Genomic DNA, 20,397 nt, shown 5'->3' with positions numbered 1-20,397 from the left:
ATTCGCCTGGCCGGTCTCCAATCCTTATAGAGGCGCTTTCTCACAACAGGACTGAGCGTGCCCGACTATGTCTGTGCATCATCTCGAAACGCCACGCCGGTTCACCTAAGGCGCCATATCGGCCGGAGCTGGACAATTTGCACAAGACAATCGGAAATGACCAAACAGTCCTACGACGAAGAAACCGCCCGCGCATACTTAGCGGTCGAGTATCCCTCCCGCCCAGAAGATCAAATCCCGTTTCTCGTCCAGAAACTCACTGCCATGGAATGGGAGAACGCTCCTCTTCCGAAAGCAACAGGGATCGTCGTCACCAATCACATCCGCCACACGCTGACGGTCTACGAAGCACTGCTGAAGCGTTACAAATTGAGCCGCAGACAGGCGCGCTTGTGGGTTTCTGACGAGGTCAATGCAATGACCGCAGCATGGCGCGAAGGAGCGCCCATACGCACGCAGAGGAGAGCCAGAAAACGTCGCAAAGACAAACCCGCGCCCGAAGTAGCGGATCACACCAGAGAGCCCTGAGCGTGCGCAAAACGCGCCTACGGAGACACTCACCAAGCAAGGTCTTTTCAATCACATGCCTCAGACAAGGACTTGTTTGAACGCTCTATCACATCTCATCGAAACAACATCACGAGGTGATAGAAAATGACCGCCAGCCCAACCGCTACGATGCTTACCCAAGCCATTGACGCGTCGGACATGACACAAAAGGAAACCTCTGACCGGATCGGTATGAATAACGCCAATGTCATCAGCATGATGAAACAGGGGATCACAAGAGTCCCTTTAGGTCGTATCCCGGCTCTGTCAGAAACCCTGCAGATCAACGCGCAGACTTTCCTCATGACTGCGATCGAGGAATACCACCCCGGAACTCATGAGGTTCTGGTGGATGTTCTCGGATTACCACTGAGCGACACTGAAATGAGGCTGCTTAGCCTTCTCCGAACGACCGAGGCAAGCGGCATTGTCGACGCCATTGGTCCGCTGTGGAGATATCTGGAAAACTTGTTGGCAGTGGCAAGAGATTGCTCCGAGAGTAAACTCAACTGATCTTTTCCAACCGATGCAGAGCGTATGGATTCTCCAACTTCTCAAATCCCGAAGGCTCCGCGTTCTGCCGATGGAAATCTCTCAATTGACCGACCAAGTTTCAAAGAAAGCACATGCAGACTGACGGAAAGCAAGAGCTTGAGAATAAGAGATGTGCGGCCTCCAATGATCCCATCTAACCGGCCCGCTTTCACTTCGTTTATCAATCACCAGCAGTGTACTGACGGAGTAAGCTTGCAAGAGTGGTCAGGTGAGTGGGTTTTTCTGCAATCTCTTTTCCGTCTATCTCTGTGTTCTGATTTGTAGTGAGATCTATGTATATACTGAAGTTATTAGGGTTGAGCAGCAACGCAATCTATTGTGATAGCTATCCTTATGCGCATCGGCCAGGCTGGTATAGCTGGATACCTGCACTCCACCGGATTTGAGACGATCCCTCTATAAGGATATTCCGTCAGTAAATGTTGCGAAAACCAGTGTGACCTCAGCCCCCGCGGCGCTCACCTTCCGCTATAAAGCCCAGCGCTTCTCAAGTGCCTTCAAGGCCCGATCCAGTTTGCTGTTCAAGTCAACGTAGGAGACAAGTTTACCCTTCTTGCCCAACGGGTGAGCGTGCAAATGTCCATCAGCGAGAAGATCCGTTTGTGTCGCAGTAACGTGCAGCGATCTGAGCAAGCGATCGAGGCCGTAGACACCCCCGCGTCGGAACGCTTCATACTCCGATACTTTGGTTCCCAATCCTGGAATCGCAGCAGTTCCATCTCCATCAAATGTAGGGACAAAGAACTCAAACATCGGCTTTCGAATGTCTCGGAACCTGAATCCGATCAGATCTCTGAGCGTATCTACGCCAAGTGCGGCCGGAACACCCGTTGTTTTGTCCTCCGCTAGAAGACTGACCTCAATCCTTGCGCGCCAATCTTCTTCCGGCAACGCAACCCTCGTACCCCTGCTTGGATCCCTTCTGTCTGAGCATTTGTCCATAATCCTCAGCAAAACGCTTTCCTGGTTGGAGCCAACATAGTAGGTCATGTCGAGATGAGGTTGATGATACGCTGCAAGCATCAAAGACGAAGAACTATGTGCATCGAGACCGGCCAATGAAATCGCTGACCCTGGTTTGGGGGACGTCTGCCTAACGACAAACGATGCACCAGCTCGTTTCAGTCCGCTCGGCGACTGTCTAATCTGAACAAACCTGGGTGAACAGTTCTCTCGTTGGGTGAAGCGGGGCTCAACGCGCAAGTGTCTCCAGAGTAGGTCTTGGATCTGCCACCGCTTGAGATTGCGCTCGTCAGAAGACAGGTCCTGATTAGCCCTTGCTTTGAAATCAATGGATACCTCGATTCCTCTGACTTTCAGAAATCCTACGTGCGGTACGTCGACGTTGTAGTACTTTGCTGCCCTGTCAAACAACATAAGGGCTGAGCGCAAGCGCGGCTGCTGAATCCGAACCAGAAATAGACGGCCTTTGTATCCAGCTTCTCGTTCAGGACCCGATACATGCACCGTGGAAGGCGACCCAAGGTCTCTCAGCTCATTGTTCAAGTACCTATAGATATTGACAGCTTGGTGGTTCGCAGGCGTTTCCATCGCAACTTCGAGCCAATCGACCACGGCGGTGCAGTTGTACTCGTTCAGATTGATTGATGGAGCAAAAACGTTCCTTCCGGCCAGCACAGGTTGAGACTTTCGCCCATTTGCTGCGCTGTATTTTGCAAGTGTGTACGGTACACTGACCAGACTATCGGACGTGAAACCCGGTGGTATGTTCCTAAACTTGAGAGGAAAGGTTGTTGGCGACATCACGACTTCACATGTTTCCTGATTTGGGGGTTTACGCCGCGGGAACGTGAAGGGGTCGACCGCAGTCTTCAACACACAAAACGATCACATTGCGCACAGTTACAAAATGCGGCTGCGCGAACATTCGGTTGCCTTTGGGATATTCTGTTAACTTGCTTGATAATGGTGCCCGGGGGCGGAATCGAACCACCGACACGAGGATTTTCAATCCACTGCTCTACCCCTGAGCTACCCGGGCATGGGAAGGCTGTTCGCCTTGGGTGTGGGCCTTCTATGTCAGCAACGCGGGGCTGTCCAGAGGGAAATGTGAAAAAAATCAATGTAATTTCGAGGATCGTTTTTCCAACGCCTCTATAGCTTCGACAACCTCCTCAGGGTCTTGAGAAGGCACGGCATAGTCGCCAGAAAACCACTTGCTTAGGTCGACATCTGCGCAACGTTTGGAGCAAAATGGGCGATACTCAGCTACCGCCGTTTTCTTGCAGATCGGGCAGCTCATTCTAGCAGCTCCGAAAGCGGTGCGCGGGCGTTTTTTCGCTGCAACTCGTAGTGTCCAAGCGGAGTCCAGCCAACCATTGTGGTCTCAATCACGTCACGTTTAAAGGCTGCGCGCAGAGCGCTCTCAAAACCGCGGCGATCTTTCTTCGGCATAGGCGCCAAATCCAGCACAATCTGCCCACCAAGTCCGCGCACACGCAACGCCCGCGGCAGTGCTTTGGCAACGGCAAAGTTGGCTTTTGTCCCTGCAGCAGGTGAAGTGTCGCCGCCAGTGTTCACATCTACCGCCACCAAAGCACGAGTCGGCTCCACATACATGTAAGCACCGCCTCCCAGCGCGACCTCAGCACCTTCCGCCATCTCCAACGCATCCAGCACGCCATGGCTGTCAAAGCTGCCCTCCTGGGTCACAACTTCTGCTTGCTCCGACCAGTCACGCCAAGCCGCGACATGCGGCCCGTCGCCCACACTCAGCAATTCCGCAGCACCTTCCGCATCCGCCAGAGTCGCTTCACAGAGATCCAACATTGTGCGGATATCCTCGGCAATCTCGTCTTCTGCAGCGCCTTCACAAGCAGAACGAAGAATCAGGCCAATTCGCGCCTCTTCCGGCAAACCGCCCGCTTCAGCATGGGCAATCGCCAACAGCGCATCGCGCGCATCATCATCACGGATCGACCGACTCACATTCACACCCGGCGCGCCAGGGGTGACAATCACGTAGCGGCTCTTGAACAGGATTTTCTGAGTGACCGGAATGGCTTTGCCGGGCTCCGCCATCCCTGTGACCTGCACCAGCAAGGTGTCACCCGGCGCAAGCCCCTTCACCTGCCGCAAAAACGCTGTCCCATCGGGCGTTTTCAAAAACATCCCGCCCTGCCCTTTCACAGGACGGTCGGCAATGGCGCGGTAAATTGTGCCGATCCGCGGTGCATCTGCGTCAATCAGCACATCGTCCAGCATGCCATCCACCATAAGGGCAGCGGCCTCGCGCCCATTGATGTGGTCGAGAATAATCTGACGCCCCTTCATGTGCGCATCCTTTTATGTGTTTTGAAAAAGCGGATAACCCGCGGCCTGCAAAAGCCCGACGGTTTCTGACACGGGCAGCCCCACAATGCCGGTAAAAGACCCGGAAATCCACGGAATGAACGCACCGGCCGGGCCCTGAATGGCATAGCCCCCTGCTTTGCCGTCCCAATCGCCGGTGGCAAGATAGGCATTGAGCTCTTCATTGGACAGTCGCTTCATTTTGACAGCGCTTTCCACCTCGCGTGTCCAAAGCTGCGCCCCTCGGCGCACCGCAACCGCAGTGATCACCCGATGGCGACGCCCGGAGAGCGCCATAAGAAACGCCGCCGCTTCACCTGCATCAGCAGGTTTGCCCATAATACGCCGCCCCAACGCCACAGTGGTATCAGCGCACAGCACAATATCCTCAGCTGCCGCCTGCACCGCCGCGGCCTTTTGCGCGGCAATCCGCGCGCAATAAGGCCGCGGGAGTTCATTTTTGTGGGGGGTCTCGTCGATATCAGGGGGGCGAATTTCATCAGCCACGACCCCAATTTGTGCCAGCAATTCGCTGCGGCGCGGACTGCCAGAGCCCAAGATCAGTTTCATCCAGGACCTCGTTTTGACTGTCCGCGCAAAGGCTTACTTGAAGCGATAGTTGATCCGACCCTTGGTCAGATCATAAGGTGTCATCTCGACTTGAACTTTGTCGCCAGCCAGAACGCGGATGCGGTTTTTGCGCATCTTGCCTGCCGTATGTGCGATGATCTCATGGCCGTTTTCCAGCTCGACCCGAAACGTCGCATTGGGCAGGAGTTCCTTCACGACACCGGGAAATTCGAGCAGTTCTTCCTTGGCCATGGTTTCTCCTTCACATTACACCCGCCTGGTGCGGGCTGCCCCTAAATGATCCCAAATGTGCTGCGTTTCAAGGGCAAACTCCAGATAATAGAGCAAAAGTGACACTATAAAGCGCTCCTCAGCCCGACAAAGGCCGATGCTCAGGCAGACGACTGAGCCATTCCCCCGCCTGCGCTTCATACTTGCGCCAACCTTGCGAACTGCCTTTGTAGATCTTCTTGCGCACCTGCGCCTGGGAAGCGGTTCTAATAACCTCGCTGCTTTCTTGCGGCGATAAACACGCCTCCTGCCACTCCAAACCAAGCACTTCTATCAAAGCCCGGATTTCAGTCTCCGGGCTCGAAACCAGCCCTTCATAATCAAGCTCAATGATACGTCCCGGATAGCGCGCGCGCCAGAAATCCATAAGATCCTGGTAAAGCTCAAAAAACCGTATCAGCCCCTCGATGTCGTAAGAATATTCAAGCCCATCACTGCTAAAAGAATGCCGAAAGTTCGACCAGCAACAGGCCTTTGGGTCTCGACGAACGTGAATTACCTTTGCCTCAGGCATAGATGTGATTATGTGACCAAGCGCAAAGAAGTTCTGGGGCATCTTGTCCGTCACAAAACGGGTCTGCCCCCTGCCTGAAATACGCGACAGATAACAGCGCTTAAACTGAGCAGCCTGATCTGCAGAAAACGTGTCTCCCAAGAGACCTAGCTGGTTTACCAAGCAAGCAATGTGGTCCAACTCTCCAAGCGGTGTCACCTCGCTATGACGCCCGACAATGGCTTCCACCAATGAAGTGCCTGATCTCGGCATGCCGATAATGAAAATTGGCGTGATTTCATGTTCATCGCTGCTGACAGACAGCTCCGGCTGGGAACTAAACTGAGCTTTAAGCTGCGCAACTCGACACTCTTCATTTTCTATACGCCATGCCGAATCTTTAAGTCGGAGCGCATTGGCAGCCAGCAAATTACTATACGCCTGATCAAACGCACCGCGATCTTCATAAAGATCAACCTTAGCAATTCTGAAGCGCCTCTCATCTTCGGCACGCGGCTTACGACTCAGCTGGCGGTCGATCCGCTCCTCAAGATCCTTGATCCTTGAACTCAACGAACGACAAGCAAGGTTACTATAAGCGATACTGTAAGAAGGATCGACATCCATAGCCAATCGCCACTGTTCGATCGCCTCTTCAGTCCGCCCCAGTGCAATCAACACGCTGGCGTGATTGTTCAAAATAGCGGGATCTTGAGGCCACCGCGTCAGCCCTTCGCCCAAGACTTCTAAACTTTGATCAAACTCGCCAACTGCGTAACTCAACCTCACAACATTATGCAGGTAGGCAATCTCGTCAGGATCAAGACGTCGCGCAATTTGATAACAGTTCAATGCTTGTGATTGCTGACCAGACTTATCAAATGCTTCCCCAAGATCTGCTGCATAAGCAGCATTATCAGGACTGAACTTTAGCGCATCTGCCAAAACAACGAGCGCATTCCCCAAATCACCAAGCTCTAGAAGGCAACGCCCAAGCCCATTAAGTGCATCGGCCTGATTTTGGTTCTTTTCTAAAGCCAAAACGAAGAGCGGAATCGCGAGCTGCCAGCGACCAGCTTTCTTCAAACCCTGCGGCAAATCCAATGCAAACCCACCAGAGGCCCGCGCCAAATCAGCAGCCCTTGACAGTAATTGATCCGCCAGCTCAACATCTCCGATCTTTTCCGCTGCAAAACCAGACAAAGCGTTCAGCCCAACGTGATCAGGGAGTGATTTCAGAACTTTTTGCGATCGAAACAACGCATTTCTAAATTCCCCCCTGTCATACAGGCTCTGAATCTGGCGCAACTCCGACGCTTCCTCCTTCGAACGTCGCTTTGACACATGCGGCATAAACTGTTCCTCGCTGAAAGTACGGCACCACCATCGAGAAACTTGGCAAACAAACCGTTATCGCCGCCAAACTTTTGCAGTCGCTACAAAGGCGACGCACCCCAACGCGTTTGCAGATAGGCCACGATCTCATCGCGCGCGATGCGGTAGGCCGCGAGCTTGGCGTCACGCCCGTCTCCAGCAGCGACGCCAGTCGGATCGGTCACCGGCCAGAACTCAAGCTCCAGATGATCAAACCGCGTCAACTTCTCCGCCTCTGAGCGACTCGCGGGCGTCAGCGCCACCACCATGTCAAAGCTTGACAGATCATCACCCAGCTTCTCCATTTCTTCAAAGCTGCGCGTTCTGTGGCGGGCAAGCTCCACGCCAATCTCATCACACACAGCAATGGCAAAACCATCGATATCAAGATCGCTGCGAATGCCTGCGGATTGCACATAAACATCAAGGCCGTAGAATTTCTTCATAATGCCTTCGGCCATCGGAGAACGCACTGCATTCTGGTCACAACAAAACAGAACAGACTGCGGCAACGGGCATTTATCGTCTGACGTGGCCATCGATATCAGCCTCCGAAATGCAGCACGCAGATCAAGGTGAACAGCCGGCGCGCAGTATCCGTATCCACCTCAGCCTTGCCCTCCAAACGCTCCTGCAAAACACGCGCGCCCTCATTGTGAATACCGCGCCGCGCCATATCTATTGTCTCGATCTGGCTCGGCGGCAGATTTTTGACCGCATCAAAGTAGCTCTCGCAGATCGCCCAATAATCTTTCACCACCTGTCGAAACGGGCTCAGGCTCAGGTGAAACTCCGCCGCCTTGTCACCTGCCTCTGTGGCCACATCAAACACCAACCGCTTATCGCGAATGGCTAGATCAACCGAAAACGGCCCATCCGGTACAGCCCGATCATCCCGTTTGGGCAAATCAAAACTGTTGTCCTCAAGAAGATCGAAAATCGCGACCTTGCGCTCCTGATCGATCTCCGGCGTGGGCGGCGGCAGGTTGTGGTCGTCAATCTGAATGTGGCTGATCCGGGACATATCTGCCTCTTCTCGCTTTTTGCAATGCAGCATCAGTAGCCTAGCCATGCCCGCCTTGTCTATGCGTCTGAGCGCCCCGTGCCGCAGCGGCGCAACTTGACAGCGCACACGCCTATGGGCGATGGCTCAGCCAATCGGCGCCGCAAAAGGATTAGACAATGCCCCCTGCACTGCCCTGCTTTGATCTATCCGGCCAAAACGCGCTCATCACCGGCAGCACAGATGGCATGGGGCGCGCCGCAGCCGCACTGCTCGCCGAAGCCGGCGCCCATGTCTGGATCAATGGCCGCGCGCAGGATCGTTGCCAGATCATCGCTGATGACTTTACAAATCGCGGGCTGAAAGCCAGCCCGCTCGCCTTTGACGTGACGGATGAAACCGCGACAGATGCGGCCTTTGCCACGCTGCAAGCGGCTGGCAGCCTGTCCATTCTCATCAACAATGTCGGCATGCGGGATCGCCGCACCTTACAAGATTTCACCCACGCCGATTTGGTCCGCTTGTTTGGCGTTGATCTCGTCGCGCCCTTTCGTCTGGCGCAACGCGCCGCGGCACAGATGCAAACAAGCGGCTACGGGCGGATCGTCAACATCTCCTCGATTGCGGGGGTGATCGCGCAATCCGGGGATGCGGCCTACACCTCCGCCAAAGCGGGGCTCAACGGCATGACAAAGGCGCTCGCCGCTGAGCTGGGACACGCCAACATCAATGTAAACGCCATCGCGCCGGGGTTCTTCAAAACAGCCCCCAACGCCGCTGCCGCGCAGGACCCCGACATTGCCGCCAGACTTGAAAGCGCAACGTCTCTGGGCCGCTGGGGGAATCCGGCAGAACTGGCCCCCGCCATTCTCTTTTTCGCATCCCCAGCCGCAAGCTATGTCACAGGACAGGTGCTGGCGGTCGACGGCGGCTATACCAGCCACTACTGACGCGCCGCGCCACAAGTCCTGACACTGGCACTGGCACGTGGCGAAACAGTCTAGGCAGAGACACACATTGCCTTGATACCCGCCGCAACATCAGGATCCGCAGCGAGCGTGTCCGCCGCCAGAACACGCGCCGCTGCCAGCACATCACCATCTTCCACCAGTTGATCCACCAACCCAAAGTGATAGGCTTCCTGCGCAGAAAGCTTCGCACCCCCCATCAGAATCAGCTTGGCGCGCGCAGGGCCGACCAGCGCCGCAAGCCGTGCCGGATCGGAAGGCTGCGGTAGAAACCCCAACTTCATAACAGGGTAAAAGAACTTGGCTGTTGGCACGGCAACACGTAGGTCACAGGCAAGCGCCATGCCATTGGCCCCACCTGCCAACGTGCCATTCAACGCAGCAATGGTAAGCCCCGGCAAAGCGGCAATCGCATGTGACAAACGCTCCCAGACCGCGCTTGTGGCAAGCCCCGCACGCGCCTCATCAAGGTCAGCGCCTGCCGAAAAGACCCGCCCAGCCCCTGTTAGGATAAATGCGCGCGCACCCTGCGCCGCCTCGGCAATGCCGGCCAGCTCGTCCAGCATTGCTTCGGTGAGTGAATTGGCCTTGTCCGGGCGATTGATCGTCGCGATCCAAAGCCCGGTGTCTTCTTTGACCAGAGAAATCATATCAGCCCAACTTTGCGACGAATATCTTCCGCGCGCAGGGAAATTTCATCTCCCAACCATTCATCCGCTTCGCTTCCGCACATCCACATCAAACAGCGAGCAGGCCATTCAGGGGGTATGTGATCGGACCACTCCAGTTTGCTGACCGGGTTAATGCCGCTCGCTTTGATCTCCCGCTGCATCTGCGTGGCAACAGTGCCTGGGCTCAGACCAATCGCACGAATACCCTTGTCGCGGGCTTCTTTGTCCACACAGCGCGTCAGCATGTGCACGGCCGCCTTGGACGCACAATAATGGCTCCAGGCCTCGACCGGACCATGGGCTGCCCCCGAAGAAATCGTCAGGATGGAGCCACCGCCAGCCGCTTCCATAATCGGCAGCGCAGCACGCACCCCATGATAAACGCCTTTGAGATTGATATCGATGACATGACCCCATTCCGCTGGGTCAGAGCTGGCGAGATGCGCAATCGGCTCCACAACCCCAGCATTGTTTATCAACACATCGAGCCCACCAAACGTGTCGACTGCACTTTGCAATGCCCCTTCGACCTGAGCATAGTCCGCCACGTCACATTTTATTGCGCGCGCACGCTCACCGATTTCGCCAGCAATGGCCTCTATGTCCGATGCGCTCCGCGCCAGAAGCACGACATTTGCCCCAGCCTCGGCGAAAAGCCGCGCAGCAGACTCCCCAATCCCACGACTCGCCCCGGTGATAGCCACGGTTTTTCCAGTAAAATCATTCATATAACACCCCCTATCGTGTTGCTTTAGCCATGGCGTAATGCGCGCGCATGGATCCGTCCAGCCTATTAGCGCTCCAGAAAATGGTTTTGATGTCGCTTCGCTCTTGACCCTTCTCAAGCTTCATCAGAGTTTAGGCCAAATGCTTTTATAAGGTAGACTAAGTCATGCATATTTCAGCCTCCGGGGTCTTTTCAACCACTGCCGTGGCAACGATCTTTATTGCACAGTCCGCACTGGCAGACGTAACAGCACGTGACGTTTGGACCCACTGGCAGGACTATATGGCCACCTCTGGCTACAAAGTTGAAGCCACCGAAGCCAAAAACGGCAACACTCTGTCGATATCAGACATCAAAGTGGCAATGTCGTTCCCCGAAGAGGAAGCCGACTTGGCCGTCGACTTTGGCGCAATGGATCTGGTGGAAAATGGCGACGGCACCGTGTCTGTTGTTCTGCCAGATAACAAACAGATCGCGATTACTTCAAATGAAGGCGACGAAGCGTTTGCCGTCACGCTCACCCTCAATGGCGACCTGAACACCATCGTCTCCGGTGACCCAAAGGCGATGACCTACACCTATGGCGCAACAGAGGCGACCATTGCCGTCACTGAGCTTCTGGTGGAAAACGAAGCGGTCGAAGGCGTTGACATGGGCTTGGTGCTGTCAGGCTTCAGCGGCATGTCCGAAATCATTCTTGGCGAGGACACAACCAACCGCGGCACCACCGAGATCGAAACGCTGACCTTCAATCTGACCGGCCGCGCGCCAGAAGATGAGGAATCTGTTGACGCCAAAGTGACGCTGAGTGGCATGAAAGCAGACGCAGAAAGCATTTTGCCGGATGTGCCATTTGGCAGCGATCCCGCCGCGTTGTTCACCGACGCCTTCAGCATTGCCGGCGGCTACACCTATGACGGCATGACAGCAGACGTCAGCTACAATGACGGCCGCGCGCCAGGTCAGTTCTCCCTCAAGAGTGGCGCAGGCGCCTTCACGCTGGATATGAGCAGCGCACTGATTTCTTATGAAGGCAATGCCACCGACACACATTTCACCGGCGCGGGTGGCGAACTGCCCATTCCGGTCGATGTGACTTTCGGTGAATTCGCCTATGGCTTTAACGTCCCCCTGTCTGCCTCCGAAGAAGAACAAGACTTCGGCCTGAAACTGGCCCTCAAAGATCTTGCGATCTCTGAACTGCTTTGGAGCCTGTTTGACCCAACACAGGCCCTGCCACGCGATCCGGCAACCCTGATTGTGGACATCGCTGGCAAAGGCACGATCCTGACCGACCTGTTCACACTGGACGATACCATGACCGAAATGCCGGGCGAGCTGAACAGCCTGATACTGAACGAGCTCCGTTTGAACGTTGCAGGCGCGAGCGTTGAAGGCGCTGGTGACTTTGCCTTTGACAACAGCGACCTGGAGAGCTTCGACGGGCTGCCACGCCCCGAAGGCGCCGTGAACCTGACCATTAAAGGTGTGAACGGTCTGATGGACACACTGGTCAGCATGGGCCTGCTGCCCGAAGACCAGGCGCTTGCCGCACGCTTCATGATGGGCACCTTCACCAAACCGGGCGATGGTGAAGACACATTGACCTCCAAAATTGAAGTCAACGACAAAGGCCATGTTCTGGCCAACGGCCAGCGCCTGAAATAAGCGCGCCACGCTGCACAATACCCAACACTCAGCCCCGCCGGATCTGGCGGGGCTTTTCTATTGCCGCCCCAGCTCACCGCCAACGCCTATGCGCGCAAAAAGGTCAGCTTTTTTGCCATTGTTGGTCTGGACGTTAGGGCAAGTGCGCCCTAGGGTCCGCACAACACTGAGAGGGGTTTGTCCATGGCAACCGGCAAAAACATCCGCACCTATATTAACGGCAGCTGGCACGACGGCGATGCCCCCATAATGCGCGCGGCCGACCATGGAGCCTGGCTGGGCACAACCGTGTTTGATGGCGCGCGCCTGGCAAACGGCCTTACACCGGATCTCGACAAACACTGCGCCCGCACCAACCGCTCTGCGGAGGCTCTGCTGCTGACCCCAACCGTCAGCACCGAAGATATGGTTGAAATCGCAAAAGAAGGGCTGAAAGCCTATTCGGCCGATGCGGCGGTCTATGTACGCCCGATGTATTGGGGAGTTGATGGGGATGCGACAGCCATCGTTCCCAGCGCAGACACAACCGGCTTTGCGCTGTGTCTCGAAGAGATCCCCATGGCCCCACCAGAGGCGGCCGCAACCCTGACCAAAACCCGCTTCCGCCGCCCGGTGCTTGAAAGCGCGGTGGTTAACGCAAAAGCGGGCTGCCTCTACCCCAACAACGCCCGTATGCTGCGCGAGGCGCGCAGCAAGGGCTTCTCAAACACGCTGACCTGTGACGCGATGGGCAATGTCGCAGAAACCGCCACCGCCAATATCTTCATGGCCCGCGACGGCGAAGTCTTCACGCCGGTACCAAACGGCACCTTCCTGGCGGGTATCACCCGCGCGCGCCACATCGAAAACCTGCGCGCGGATGGTGTGACCGTGCATGAAACCGTGCTCGGCTATCAGGATTTTGAAGAGGCAGATGAAGTCTTCATGTCCGGCAATATGAACAAAGTCACCCCGGTCAGCGCTTTTGATGACCGTCAGTATCAGATCGGCCCCATCACCCGCCGCGTGCGCGAGCTGTATTGGGATTGGGCCGCCTCTGCGGGCTGACCGGCGCAGACGCGGCAAATGCTGTCGATCCAAACAGATATTGCACCGTCCCTGGCGAAACGGCATGATCTCCGAAAGGGAGAAAAGTGATGCGCAAATTCCTCGTCGTTCTGGATGACAGTCGGGAATGTCTCAATGCTATGCGGTTCGCAGCCATGCGTGCCGCAAGCACAGGTGGCGGCGTCAAAATCCTCTCCGTCATTCCTCCAGAAGAGTTCAACCATTGGATTGGCGTAAGTGATCTGATGCGCGAAGAGGCGCGCGAACGCATTGAAGTCCACTATGAGGTCTTTGCCAAATGGATGCGTGACCGCCAGAATGTCGATCCTGAGCTGAAGATCCGCGAAGGCGAAGCGGTGACAGAGATCCTCTCTGAAATCCGCGAAGATTCTGAAATCGGCGTTTTGGTGCTTGGAGCCGGGAATGACCGCAAAGGTCCGGGCCCGTTGGTGTCGCAGATGTCGCGCAATTCCGGCAGCCTGCCGATTCCGATCACCGTAGTGCCCGGCGACCTGACCAAAGAGCAGCTTGAAGCGATTACGTAAAATACACAACCAGGCTTCGTGTCAGTCTTACAATTGCGCCCTCACGTAAATACCCCTTGCCCGCTTGGCAAATCGCCTGTAAAGGGCGCTGGTTCCCTATGGGAACAGGAAGGCGGGATGATTCCCGCTTTTCGAGTTCGAAGAGGGTTTGCGGTGGTCGCAGGTCCTCCTCTCAACTCCAACGCCTAAAAAAGGCTGACGAAATGCAAAGTCAAAACATTCGCATTCGGCTGAAGGCTTTTGATTACCGTGTCCTGGATGCCAGCACACAGGAAATCGTGAACACTGCAAAGCGCACCGGCGCGCAGGTTCGTGGCCCGATCCCGCTTCCCAACAAGATTGAGAAGTTCACCGTTCTGCGTGGTCCACACGTAGACAAAAAATCCCGCGATCAGTTCGAGATCCGTACGCACAAGCGTCTGCTCGACATCGTAGATCCGACCCCGCAGACCGTAGACGCGCTGATGAAGCTCGATCTGGCGGCCGGCGTGGACGTACAGATCTCTGTTTAAGGAGAATATCTGATGCGTTCCGGTATTATCGCAAAGAAAGTGGGCATGACCCGCTTGTTCATGGAAGACGGGAAGCAGATTCCTGTGACCGTTCTTTCGCTCGACGGCCTTCAGGTTGTTGCACAGCGCACCGAAGAGAAAGACGGCTACACCGCCGTTCAGCTCGGCGCTGGCTCTGCCAAGGCAAAACGCACCTCTCAGGCCATGCGTGGCCACTTCGCAGCAGCGAAAGTGGAACCAAAGCGCAAACTGGTTGAGTTCCGCGTTCCAGCAGACGGCCTGATTGAAGTGGGCGCGGAAATCTCCGCAGAGCACTTCGTTGAAGGTCAGAAAGTGGACGTTGCGGGCACTTCGATCGGTAAAGGTTTTGCCGGTGCCATGAAACGCCACAACTTCGGCGGTCTGCGCGCAACACACGGTGTTTCGATCAGCCACCGTTCGCACGGTTCCACCGGTCAGTGTCAAGACCCGGGCCGCGTGTTCAAGGGCAAGAAGATGGCCGGTCACATGGGTGCGGTTCGCGTAACCACCCAAAACCTCGAAGTCGTGAAAACCGACGCCGAGCGTGGTCTGCTCTTCATCAAAGGCGCTGTGCCTGGCTCCAAAGGTGGCTGGGTTTCCGTTAAGGACGCCGTGAAGAAGAAAGCGCCTGAAGGTCTGCCATTCCCGGCGGCGATCAAGGCAGCAGCAACCGAAGCAGCAGAAGCGCCTGCGGAAGGTGGTGAAGCATGAAACTTGACGTGATCAAACTCGATGGCGGCAAAGCTGGCGATATTGAACTGTCCGAAGACCTGTTTGGTCTGGAGCCACGTGCAGACATCCTGCACCGCGTGGTTCGTTGGCAGCGCAACAACGCACAGGCCGGCACTCACAAGGTGAAGACCCGTTCCGAGACCTCCTACTCGACCAAGAAGATCTATCGCCAAAAAGGCACCGGTGGCGCACGTCACGGTGACCGTAACGCACCAATCTTCCGTAAAGGTGGTATCTACAAGGGCCCGACCCCGCGTTCCCACGGCCACGACCTGCCGAAGAAATTCCGCAAGCTCGGCCTGAAGCACGCTCTGTCCGCCAAAGCGAAAGCAGGCGAGCTGGTTGTGATCGAAGACGCAGCGTCTGAAGGCAAGACTGCCGCTCTGGCCAAGCAGGTGAAAAACCTGGGCTGGAAACGTGCTCTGGTCATCGACGGCGCATCCGTGAACGAAGGCTTCCTGAAAGCATCGCGCAACATCGAAGGTCTGGATATCCTGCCAACCATGGGCGCGAACGTTTATGACATCCTCAAGCGTGACACTCTGGTGATCACCAAAGCGGGGATCGAAGCACTGGAGGCTCGTCTGAAATGAGCGCGAAGGCAGAACACTACGATGTGATCCGCAAGCCGGTCATCACCGAGAAATCCACCATGGCGTCCGAAAACGGCGCAGTGGTTTTCGAAGTGGCGATCGACAGCAACAAGCCACAGATCAAAGAAGCCGTTGAGGCGCTCTTTGGTGTGAAGGTCAAAGCGGTCAACACCACCATCACAAAGGGTAAAGTCAAGCGTTTCCGCGGCCAGCTCGGCAAGCGTAAAGACGTGAAAAAGGCTTACGTGACCCTGGAAGAAGGCAACACAATCGACGTGTCCACCGGTCTGTAAAGACTGCTTTCTTTGAAAACTAGAAAAGCCCCCCGGTGTCAGGCCGGGGGGCTTTTTGTTTGTCCGCGGGCTGCGTCACATCTCGCAGCCCTCAGAGAGGAACGTCCAGGTCGGTCCTGCCGTTTCACCAGAGCCATCCGGCAATGGGGTGCGCATCAATCTGATCGCATTTGACTTGAGCTCATACATCACCGGCACCAATTGACGCAGCGCCGCACGCTCACCGTTAAAGGCGCGCTCCAGTCCCAATAGCAGCTTGGACCACGTCACATTGAACGCTTGCGACATGGCCTCAATGTCAGGATGCCCCACGATGTGATCGCGCGCGGGATTGTCGCGCATGGGCGCCACCGCACGCCAGTCAACGATCAGATCCTTGCCTGTGGGCGGGCCTTCGACCGGATCATCCGGGTGGTAATACCGACTGTGCAAGATCTCATTGAACTTAAAGAAGTGGGCCACGTCCTCATGGCCTTCTGGGCCGGGGATCGGGTCTTTGTCACCAGCGCGATGGCCAAGGCACGCGCCCTCGCCTTCCTCCATGATCTCATCAATCGCCTCTATGGCCGCGTCATAACGCTCCTGCGCGGAGCCCGCGACTTCAATCACCTGCCCCCCGGCACCGTAATAATCATCATTGGTGATCTGGCGGTCTTCCTCTCCAATAAAGATCTCCTCAACCCCGAAGCTGTCGCAGATATCTTTGAGCCGGGTTTTGATGAAAATGTAAAACCCTCCAATGGTGTGATAGTCGCCCCGCCGACCGGGATCAGGGCTCTCCGGCGCGGTCTCAATCTGGCGAAACCGCTTCACCTGCTCGGGGGTAAACCGTCGCAGATAAACAGTCGGCCCACGCCCCCCCAACAGATCATAGGGGTAAGTCGGCAGCAGGCTCGGGTTGGTCATCTGCGGCGTGCCACCAATGCTGTTCAGCACATTGGCCACCAGCACCATATGCAGCATTTCCTCAACCATCACCTGCCGGATGACCTCAATCGGCTCCGCGTTCACCAGCTCTGGATCAGAGCGGTTGTATTGCCCCTCCTGCAGGATCGAATAAAGCGCTGTGGCATAGGGTGGGATGGTGGACAGCTCCAGCATCAGCGCCTTTTGCAACAAGGCACAGAGTTCGGCGCGGGCGTCAGCAAGATCCTGTGTCATGCCACGGCCTCCTCTTTCAGAGCCAGTTTGATGGCATCCGCCGCGCGAAACGCCAAAGCCGCCAACGTCAGGGTCGGATTGGAGGTGGCAATTGTGGGCATAGAACCGCAGCCAACCATCCAGAGGTTTTCATGATCCCACGTCTGCGACACACTGTTGGTGACAGAGGTGTCTCGTGACGTGCCCATTCGGTGCGTGCCCACCAGATGGCCCGCTCCCCAGAACGTATACCCCTTACCGTTGTAGGTGAAATAGCCCGCAGAATTGGGATCGTAAGCGGTGTGGTCCTTCACCCCAAGGCGCTGGAAGATCTGCTTGCAGACATCGCGCGCTGTGGCGAGACCGGCGCGGGAGTAGTCATCCAGATCGTAGGCAATCACCGGTCGGAAATCTCCCATCGGCGTCCGATAGGCCGGGTCAATTGTCACGCGGTTTGAGGCCCGAGGGAGCTGCTCAACCAAAACACCAAGGCGGACCTGCCGCTGCACATCATGATGCAACTTGTCGCGCAACGCCGTGCCATAAAGGTTGTCCTGCTCCACCAGCCGCGCCACATCCGAATTGGGCGAGCCCGCCGCAAAGTTCCACCCCCAATTGCCAATCTCGAGCCGAAACGCACCTTTGCGCCCACGGAAATCGCCATCCCGGAAATTCGCATAAGACGAGGTTGAACCGGGGCCACGAAACGGCCCCACAGGCTCAGGCGCCGCCCCCCAGCACATCATGTAAGGATGGTCCATCAGGTTGCGCCCCAACTCGCCGCTGCTGCGGCAGAGATTAGACGCAAGCGCCAACGTGACATTCTCAACCGCGCCGCCGGCCAGCACATATTGGCGGGCGCGGACCCGACGCAGATCAAACTGCGCCACACCGGGGAACGGGTACTTCTTGTAAACGATCCCGGTGATTTTCCCGTCTTCGCCAACCTCCACTCTGGATGCAACCGCCTGCGTGACTTTGCGCAGCCGATCCTGCCCCAGATAGATCGCGTCTCCCAAGGTTTTCATGGCATTGTATTTCGCCTGAATCGGACAGATCGGAATGCAGCTCGAGTTGCCCTCACAGCGCTGGCCCATGAAGGCAAAAGCCCCTGTTGCGCCACGCGGCACAAAAGGATCGCGCACCTCATCGCCAACCGGAAAGGTTCCGCCTTTTTCCTTGGGTCTGCGTGGTGTCGAATTGCGCCCCTGCGGCGTGTTAGATACCTTCAGATGCACTGGCCCATCATCATTGCCAATGTTTATCGGCATATCATCCGCCTTGGCAAAGAACCCATCCACATAGGACGACGGGATCGGGTGCATCGGATAGTCATAGCCGTCTGCAAAATAGGCCTTGTGATCCTCCGGCTGCGTCAGATGAATGCCCAGCGCCTCAGGGGTTTGCTCTTTGACGTCGGCAGAGACACCAATCTCCCACTCCGCACGTTCGTAGTACGGGCGCAGATCTTGGTATGAAATCGGCCAATCCACCCCTTTGCCAAAGCGGGTTTGCATCTCAAAGTCAGCAGGCATCATCCGCAGACTGGTGCCCAGCCAATGTAACATGGTGCCCCCATAGGCCCGCAGATAGTTGCTGCTGAACGGCAGCGGGCCTTTCTGCACAAAATAGCCATTGGTGTCGGGCTGGGTGCTGCGCACTGCCGTGATGTCGAGCACGGAGGGCGACGGCAAAGTGGGCAGATTGGGATAGGGCGAGTTCGGCGTCTTGGCCATCGACAGATAGTATTGGTCCAGATAGCTGCGATAGGTCTGCCAGGTCTCACCATGATCTGCGCCCGCTTCCAGAATGAGAACAGTCTGACCGGCAGCAGCGAGCTCTTTGGCGACAATGCCCCCTGCGATCCCTGCTCCAACGATGATCACGTCGTAAAAGCGGTCTTCTTCAAACACATCCTTGCTCATGTCCCCGCCCTCCCGGCAGGAGGCTCTAGCGCCCAGGCACCGAAACCTTGCTGTTTCGCCCCCATCGGATGCGCACCAATTGCGTCCCAAACCAGCCCTTCTTTATAGGCGCGGCTCGACAGGATACGGGCGGTGTCAAACCGCGACGCCCCATACATGTCGGTCCAGTCCTGTGGCAAAGGCGACCATTGGCCGAGATACCAAAGCTGGATCAGGGCACGGGCGACAGGGCCGTGACAGGGGTCAGACAGAAAAAAATCGCGCACAACCTCGTCACGGTCTTGGCATGTCAACTGCGCCGCCCCGGAAAGGAAACCTACGCAAACCTCCTCTGACAAAACCTGCTGGAATTGCGTCCAATATTCAGGCGCACACCCCGTGCCCTGCAATTCAGCAACCGAGTATCCGGTCAACACCGCACTGATGGTCAAAAAGGCCTCAAAATCAGGATCATGCTGTGTCATGGCGATCTCCGTCGATGGCATCGACATAGAAACCGCGCGGCTCAAAACAGGCAGGCGGGCTCTCAAACACTTGAATGGCAACCGGTGTCATGTCGGTGAACAGTGTGCGCATGTCTCGCGTCATCGGGAAATCATTCTCGCCAAGTTTTAACTGAAACGTCGCCGCAATCTGTTTGCCTGCCTCATCGGTCAACATCGCCGTCTCAAACAGGCCGGAAATGGTCCAACGGGTCCAGACTGTGCGCCCAAGCCCGGTGGCAAACTCCGGAATCGGCGTGCAATTGGTGATCGCCCACTGATCGCCCGTCAGCAGGCCAAAATCTGCGGTCAGATCATAAACAATGGTCTCCGGGTCATCCGGGTTGACCAGCTGTATCCACCATTTTTTGCTTTGACGTGGCGGATCCCCCACCATCTTCGCATTGAGTGAAGGCACTTTGTAATTGAAGTGGCCAAGAAACTTCGGCTCTCCAAAAGCCTCCCGCCCGGCTTTCACCGCCATGGCATTATCCGCCGCAACATGCACGCGCAGATGGCCAATGGTTTTGGTCTGATCACGACCATGCAGATATTCTGTCAATGAAACCTGCGGCACCCCGGGAACACGGTTTCGGGGATAGGCCAGAAGGTTGAATTCCACCTCATTCACAAAGCCCAGCGCATTGTCATAATGGGCGGTGTAGCGTTGAAAGTTCAGCAGAATAACGGCCCGGTCGTTGCCATTTTCATCAGGAAACTTGGCCACGCAAAGGCCTGTACCTTCGACAAAGGCTGCGGCAACTTCTGGATCCGTGTACCAGTACATCCACTGACACTGCAGAGACGCATAATAAAAGGGGAACGTGTCAAATTCTTTGGGCAGTTTGGGCATCACGCCCGCCACGTTGATCTGCATACACGGGGTTTGAGTCTGGCTTTCGTCGGTCATAAGTCCCTCCCATTGT

At 56.2% G+C, this 20,397-nt stretch carries 24 protein-coding genes and 1 tRNA gene; 10 read left to right on the top strand and 15 right to left on the bottom strand.

Annotated elements, in window-relative coordinates:
- Nucleotides 1-156 precede the first annotated feature (156 nt).
- Both J7413_RS11300 and J7413_RS11295 read left to right on the top strand, forming a co-directional pair.
- A complete protein-coding gene (locus tag J7413_RS11300; protein ID WP_209098199.1) occupies nt 157-528 on the top strand; it encodes a DUF2293 domain-containing protein in 372 nt (123 codons plus the stop codon).
- 126 nt (nt 529-654) lie between these two features.
- The gene (locus tag J7413_RS11295; RefSeq protein WP_209098197.1) at nt 655-1,062 is read left to right on the top strand and encodes a hypothetical protein; all 408 of its coding nucleotides are present in this window, start codon (nt 655-657) and stop codon (nt 1,060-1,062) included.
- A gap of 510 nt (nt 1,063-1,572) precedes the next feature.
- Here J7413_RS11295 and J7413_RS11290 read toward each other — a convergent pair.
- The 9 genes from J7413_RS11290 to J7413_RS11250 form a co-directional block, all read right to left on the bottom strand.
- Nucleotides 1,573-2,868: a hypothetical protein gene (locus J7413_RS11290; protein ID WP_209098195.1), complete on the bottom strand. Its 1,296-nt coding sequence runs from the start codon at nt 2,866-2,868 to the stop codon at nt 1,573-1,575.
- A gap of 163 nt (nt 2,869-3,031) precedes the next feature.
- Nucleotides 3,032-3,106: transfer RNA gene (locus tag J7413_RS11285), tRNA-Phe, on the bottom strand.
- Between the two features lie 78 nt (nt 3,107-3,184).
- A complete protein-coding gene (yacG, locus tag J7413_RS11280; RefSeq protein ID WP_209098193.1) occupies nt 3,185-3,367 on the bottom strand; it encodes a DNA gyrase inhibitor YacG in 183 nt (60 codons plus the stop codon).
- Nucleotides 3,364-4,398 carry a ribonuclease E/G gene (locus tag J7413_RS11275; RefSeq protein ID WP_209098191.1) on the bottom strand — a complete coding sequence of 345 codons (1,035 nt, stop codon included), beginning with the start codon at nt 4,396-4,398 and terminating at the stop codon, nt 3,364-3,366. Before J7413_RS11275 ends, yacG begins: the two co-directional genes overlap by 4 nt.
- 12 nt (nt 4,399-4,410) lie before the next feature.
- Nucleotides 4,411-4,986: a nucleoside triphosphate pyrophosphatase gene (locus tag J7413_RS11270; RefSeq protein ID WP_209098189.1), complete on the bottom strand. Its 576-nt coding sequence runs from the start codon at nt 4,984-4,986 to the stop codon at nt 4,411-4,413.
- 33 nt (nt 4,987-5,019) lie between these two features.
- The gene (gene infA / locus J7413_RS11265; protein WP_007205486.1) at nt 5,020-5,238 is read right to left on the bottom strand and encodes a translation initiation factor IF-1; all 219 of its coding nucleotides are present in this window, start codon (nt 5,236-5,238) and stop codon (nt 5,020-5,022) included.
- 118 nt (nt 5,239-5,356) lie between these two features.
- The gene (locus J7413_RS11260; protein ID WP_209098187.1) at nt 5,357-7,123 is read right to left on the bottom strand and encodes a tetratricopeptide repeat-containing sulfotransferase family protein; all 1,767 of its coding nucleotides are present in this window, start codon (nt 7,121-7,123) and stop codon (nt 5,357-5,359) included.
- A gap of 83 nt (nt 7,124-7,206) precedes the next feature.
- A complete protein-coding gene (locus tag J7413_RS11255) occupies nt 7,207-7,683 on the bottom strand; it encodes a low molecular weight phosphatase family protein (RefSeq protein ID WP_209098185.1) in 477 nt (158 codons plus the stop codon).
- A 5-nt stretch (nt 7,684-7,688) separates the two neighbouring features.
- A complete protein-coding gene (locus J7413_RS11250) occupies nt 7,689-8,168 on the bottom strand; it encodes a UPF0262 family protein (RefSeq protein ID WP_209098184.1) in 480 nt (159 codons plus the stop codon).
- A gap of 158 nt (nt 8,169-8,326) precedes the next feature.
- Here J7413_RS11250 and J7413_RS11245 point away from each other — a divergent pair, with 158 nt between their 5' ends.
- Nucleotides 8,327-9,097, top strand: a complete 771-nt coding sequence (locus J7413_RS11245) for an SDR family oxidoreductase (RefSeq protein ID WP_209098183.1) — start codon at nt 8,327-8,329, stop codon at nt 9,095-9,097.
- 50 nt (nt 9,098-9,147) lie between these two features.
- On the opposite strand, the gene J7413_RS11240 is transcribed toward J7413_RS11245, so the two are convergent.
- Both J7413_RS11240 and J7413_RS11235 read right to left on the bottom strand, forming a co-directional pair.
- Nucleotides 9,148-9,765 carry an enoyl-CoA hydratase/isomerase family protein gene (locus J7413_RS11240; RefSeq protein WP_209098182.1) on the bottom strand — a complete coding sequence of 206 codons (618 nt, stop codon included), beginning with the start codon at nt 9,763-9,765 and terminating at the stop codon, nt 9,148-9,150.
- Nucleotides 9,762-10,514, bottom strand: a complete 753-nt coding sequence (locus J7413_RS11235) for an SDR family oxidoreductase (RefSeq protein WP_209098181.1) — start codon at nt 10,512-10,514, stop codon at nt 9,762-9,764. The genes J7413_RS11240 and J7413_RS11235 overlap by 4 nt, the downstream gene beginning before the upstream one ends.
- Nucleotides 10,515-10,678: 164 nt before the next feature.
- Here J7413_RS11235 and J7413_RS11230 point away from each other — a divergent pair, with 164 nt between their 5' ends.
- From J7413_RS11230 to J7413_RS11200, 7 genes are all read left to right on the top strand, one after another.
- A complete protein-coding gene (locus J7413_RS11230) occupies nt 10,679-12,181 on the top strand; it encodes a DUF2125 domain-containing protein (RefSeq protein ID WP_209098180.1) in 1,503 nt (500 codons plus the stop codon).
- Between the two features lie 183 nt (nt 12,182-12,364).
- Complete coding sequence (locus J7413_RS11225; protein ID WP_209098179.1) at nt 12,365-13,228, top strand: branched-chain amino acid aminotransferase; 864 nt, start codon at nt 12,365-12,367, stop codon at nt 13,226-13,228.
- Nucleotides 13,229-13,317: 89 nt separating this feature from the next.
- Nucleotides 13,318-13,773, top strand: a complete 456-nt coding sequence (locus J7413_RS11220) for a universal stress protein (protein WP_209098177.1) — start codon at nt 13,318-13,320, stop codon at nt 13,771-13,773.
- A gap of 203 nt (nt 13,774-13,976) precedes the next feature.
- The gene (gene rpsJ, locus J7413_RS11215; RefSeq protein WP_044028221.1) at nt 13,977-14,285 is read left to right on the top strand and encodes a 30S ribosomal protein S10; all 309 of its coding nucleotides are present in this window, start codon (nt 13,977-13,979) and stop codon (nt 14,283-14,285) included.
- Nucleotides 14,286-14,297: 12 nt separating this feature from the next.
- Complete coding sequence (gene rplC, locus J7413_RS11210; protein WP_209098175.1) at nt 14,298-15,017, top strand: 50S ribosomal protein L3; 720 nt, start codon at nt 14,298-14,300, stop codon at nt 15,015-15,017.
- Nucleotides 15,014-15,631, top strand: a complete 618-nt coding sequence (gene rplD, locus J7413_RS11205; RefSeq protein WP_209098173.1) for a 50S ribosomal protein L4 — start codon at nt 15,014-15,016, stop codon at nt 15,629-15,631. The genes rplC and rplD overlap by 4 nt, the downstream gene beginning before the upstream one ends.
- The gene (locus J7413_RS11200) at nt 15,628-15,924 is read left to right on the top strand and encodes a 50S ribosomal protein L23 (RefSeq protein ID WP_058238271.1); all 297 of its coding nucleotides are present in this window, start codon (nt 15,628-15,630) and stop codon (nt 15,922-15,924) included. Before rplD ends, J7413_RS11200 begins: the two co-directional genes overlap by 4 nt.
- Nucleotides 15,925-15,999: 75 nt before the next feature.
- Here J7413_RS11200 and J7413_RS11195 read toward each other — a convergent pair whose 3' ends face one another.
- The 4 genes from J7413_RS11195 to J7413_RS11180 are packed head-to-tail and all read right to left on the bottom strand — an operon-like array spanning nt 16,000 to nt 20,381.
- Nucleotides 16,000-17,085: a ferritin-like protein gene (locus J7413_RS11195; protein ID WP_209098171.1), complete on the bottom strand. Its 1,086-nt coding sequence runs from the start codon at nt 17,083-17,085 to the stop codon at nt 16,000-16,002.
- Nucleotides 17,082-18,989: a GMC family oxidoreductase gene (locus tag J7413_RS11190; RefSeq protein WP_209098169.1), complete on the bottom strand. Its 1,908-nt coding sequence runs from the start codon at nt 18,987-18,989 to the stop codon at nt 17,082-17,084. Before J7413_RS11190 ends, J7413_RS11195 begins: the two co-directional genes overlap by 4 nt.
- Nucleotides 18,986-19,453, bottom strand: coding sequence for a hypothetical protein (locus tag J7413_RS11185; protein WP_209098167.1), 468 nt, complete (start codon nt 19,451-19,453; stop codon nt 18,986-18,988). The genes J7413_RS11190 and J7413_RS11185 overlap by 4 nt, the downstream gene beginning before the upstream one ends.
- Entirely contained in the window at nt 19,440-20,381 is a 942-nt protein-coding gene (locus J7413_RS11180; RefSeq protein ID WP_209098166.1) for a hypothetical protein, read from the bottom strand. The genes J7413_RS11185 and J7413_RS11180 overlap by 14 nt, the downstream gene beginning before the upstream one ends.
- Nucleotides 20,382-20,397: the final 16 nt, after the last annotated feature.

It is taken from the genome of Shimia sp. R10_1, from assembly GCF_017744095.1.
Lineage (GTDB): Bacteria > Pseudomonadota > Alphaproteobacteria > Rhodobacterales > Rhodobacteraceae > Shimia.
Note: the sequence above shows the minus strand (reverse complement) of the source record. Positions and strands in the feature narration are given on the sequence as shown.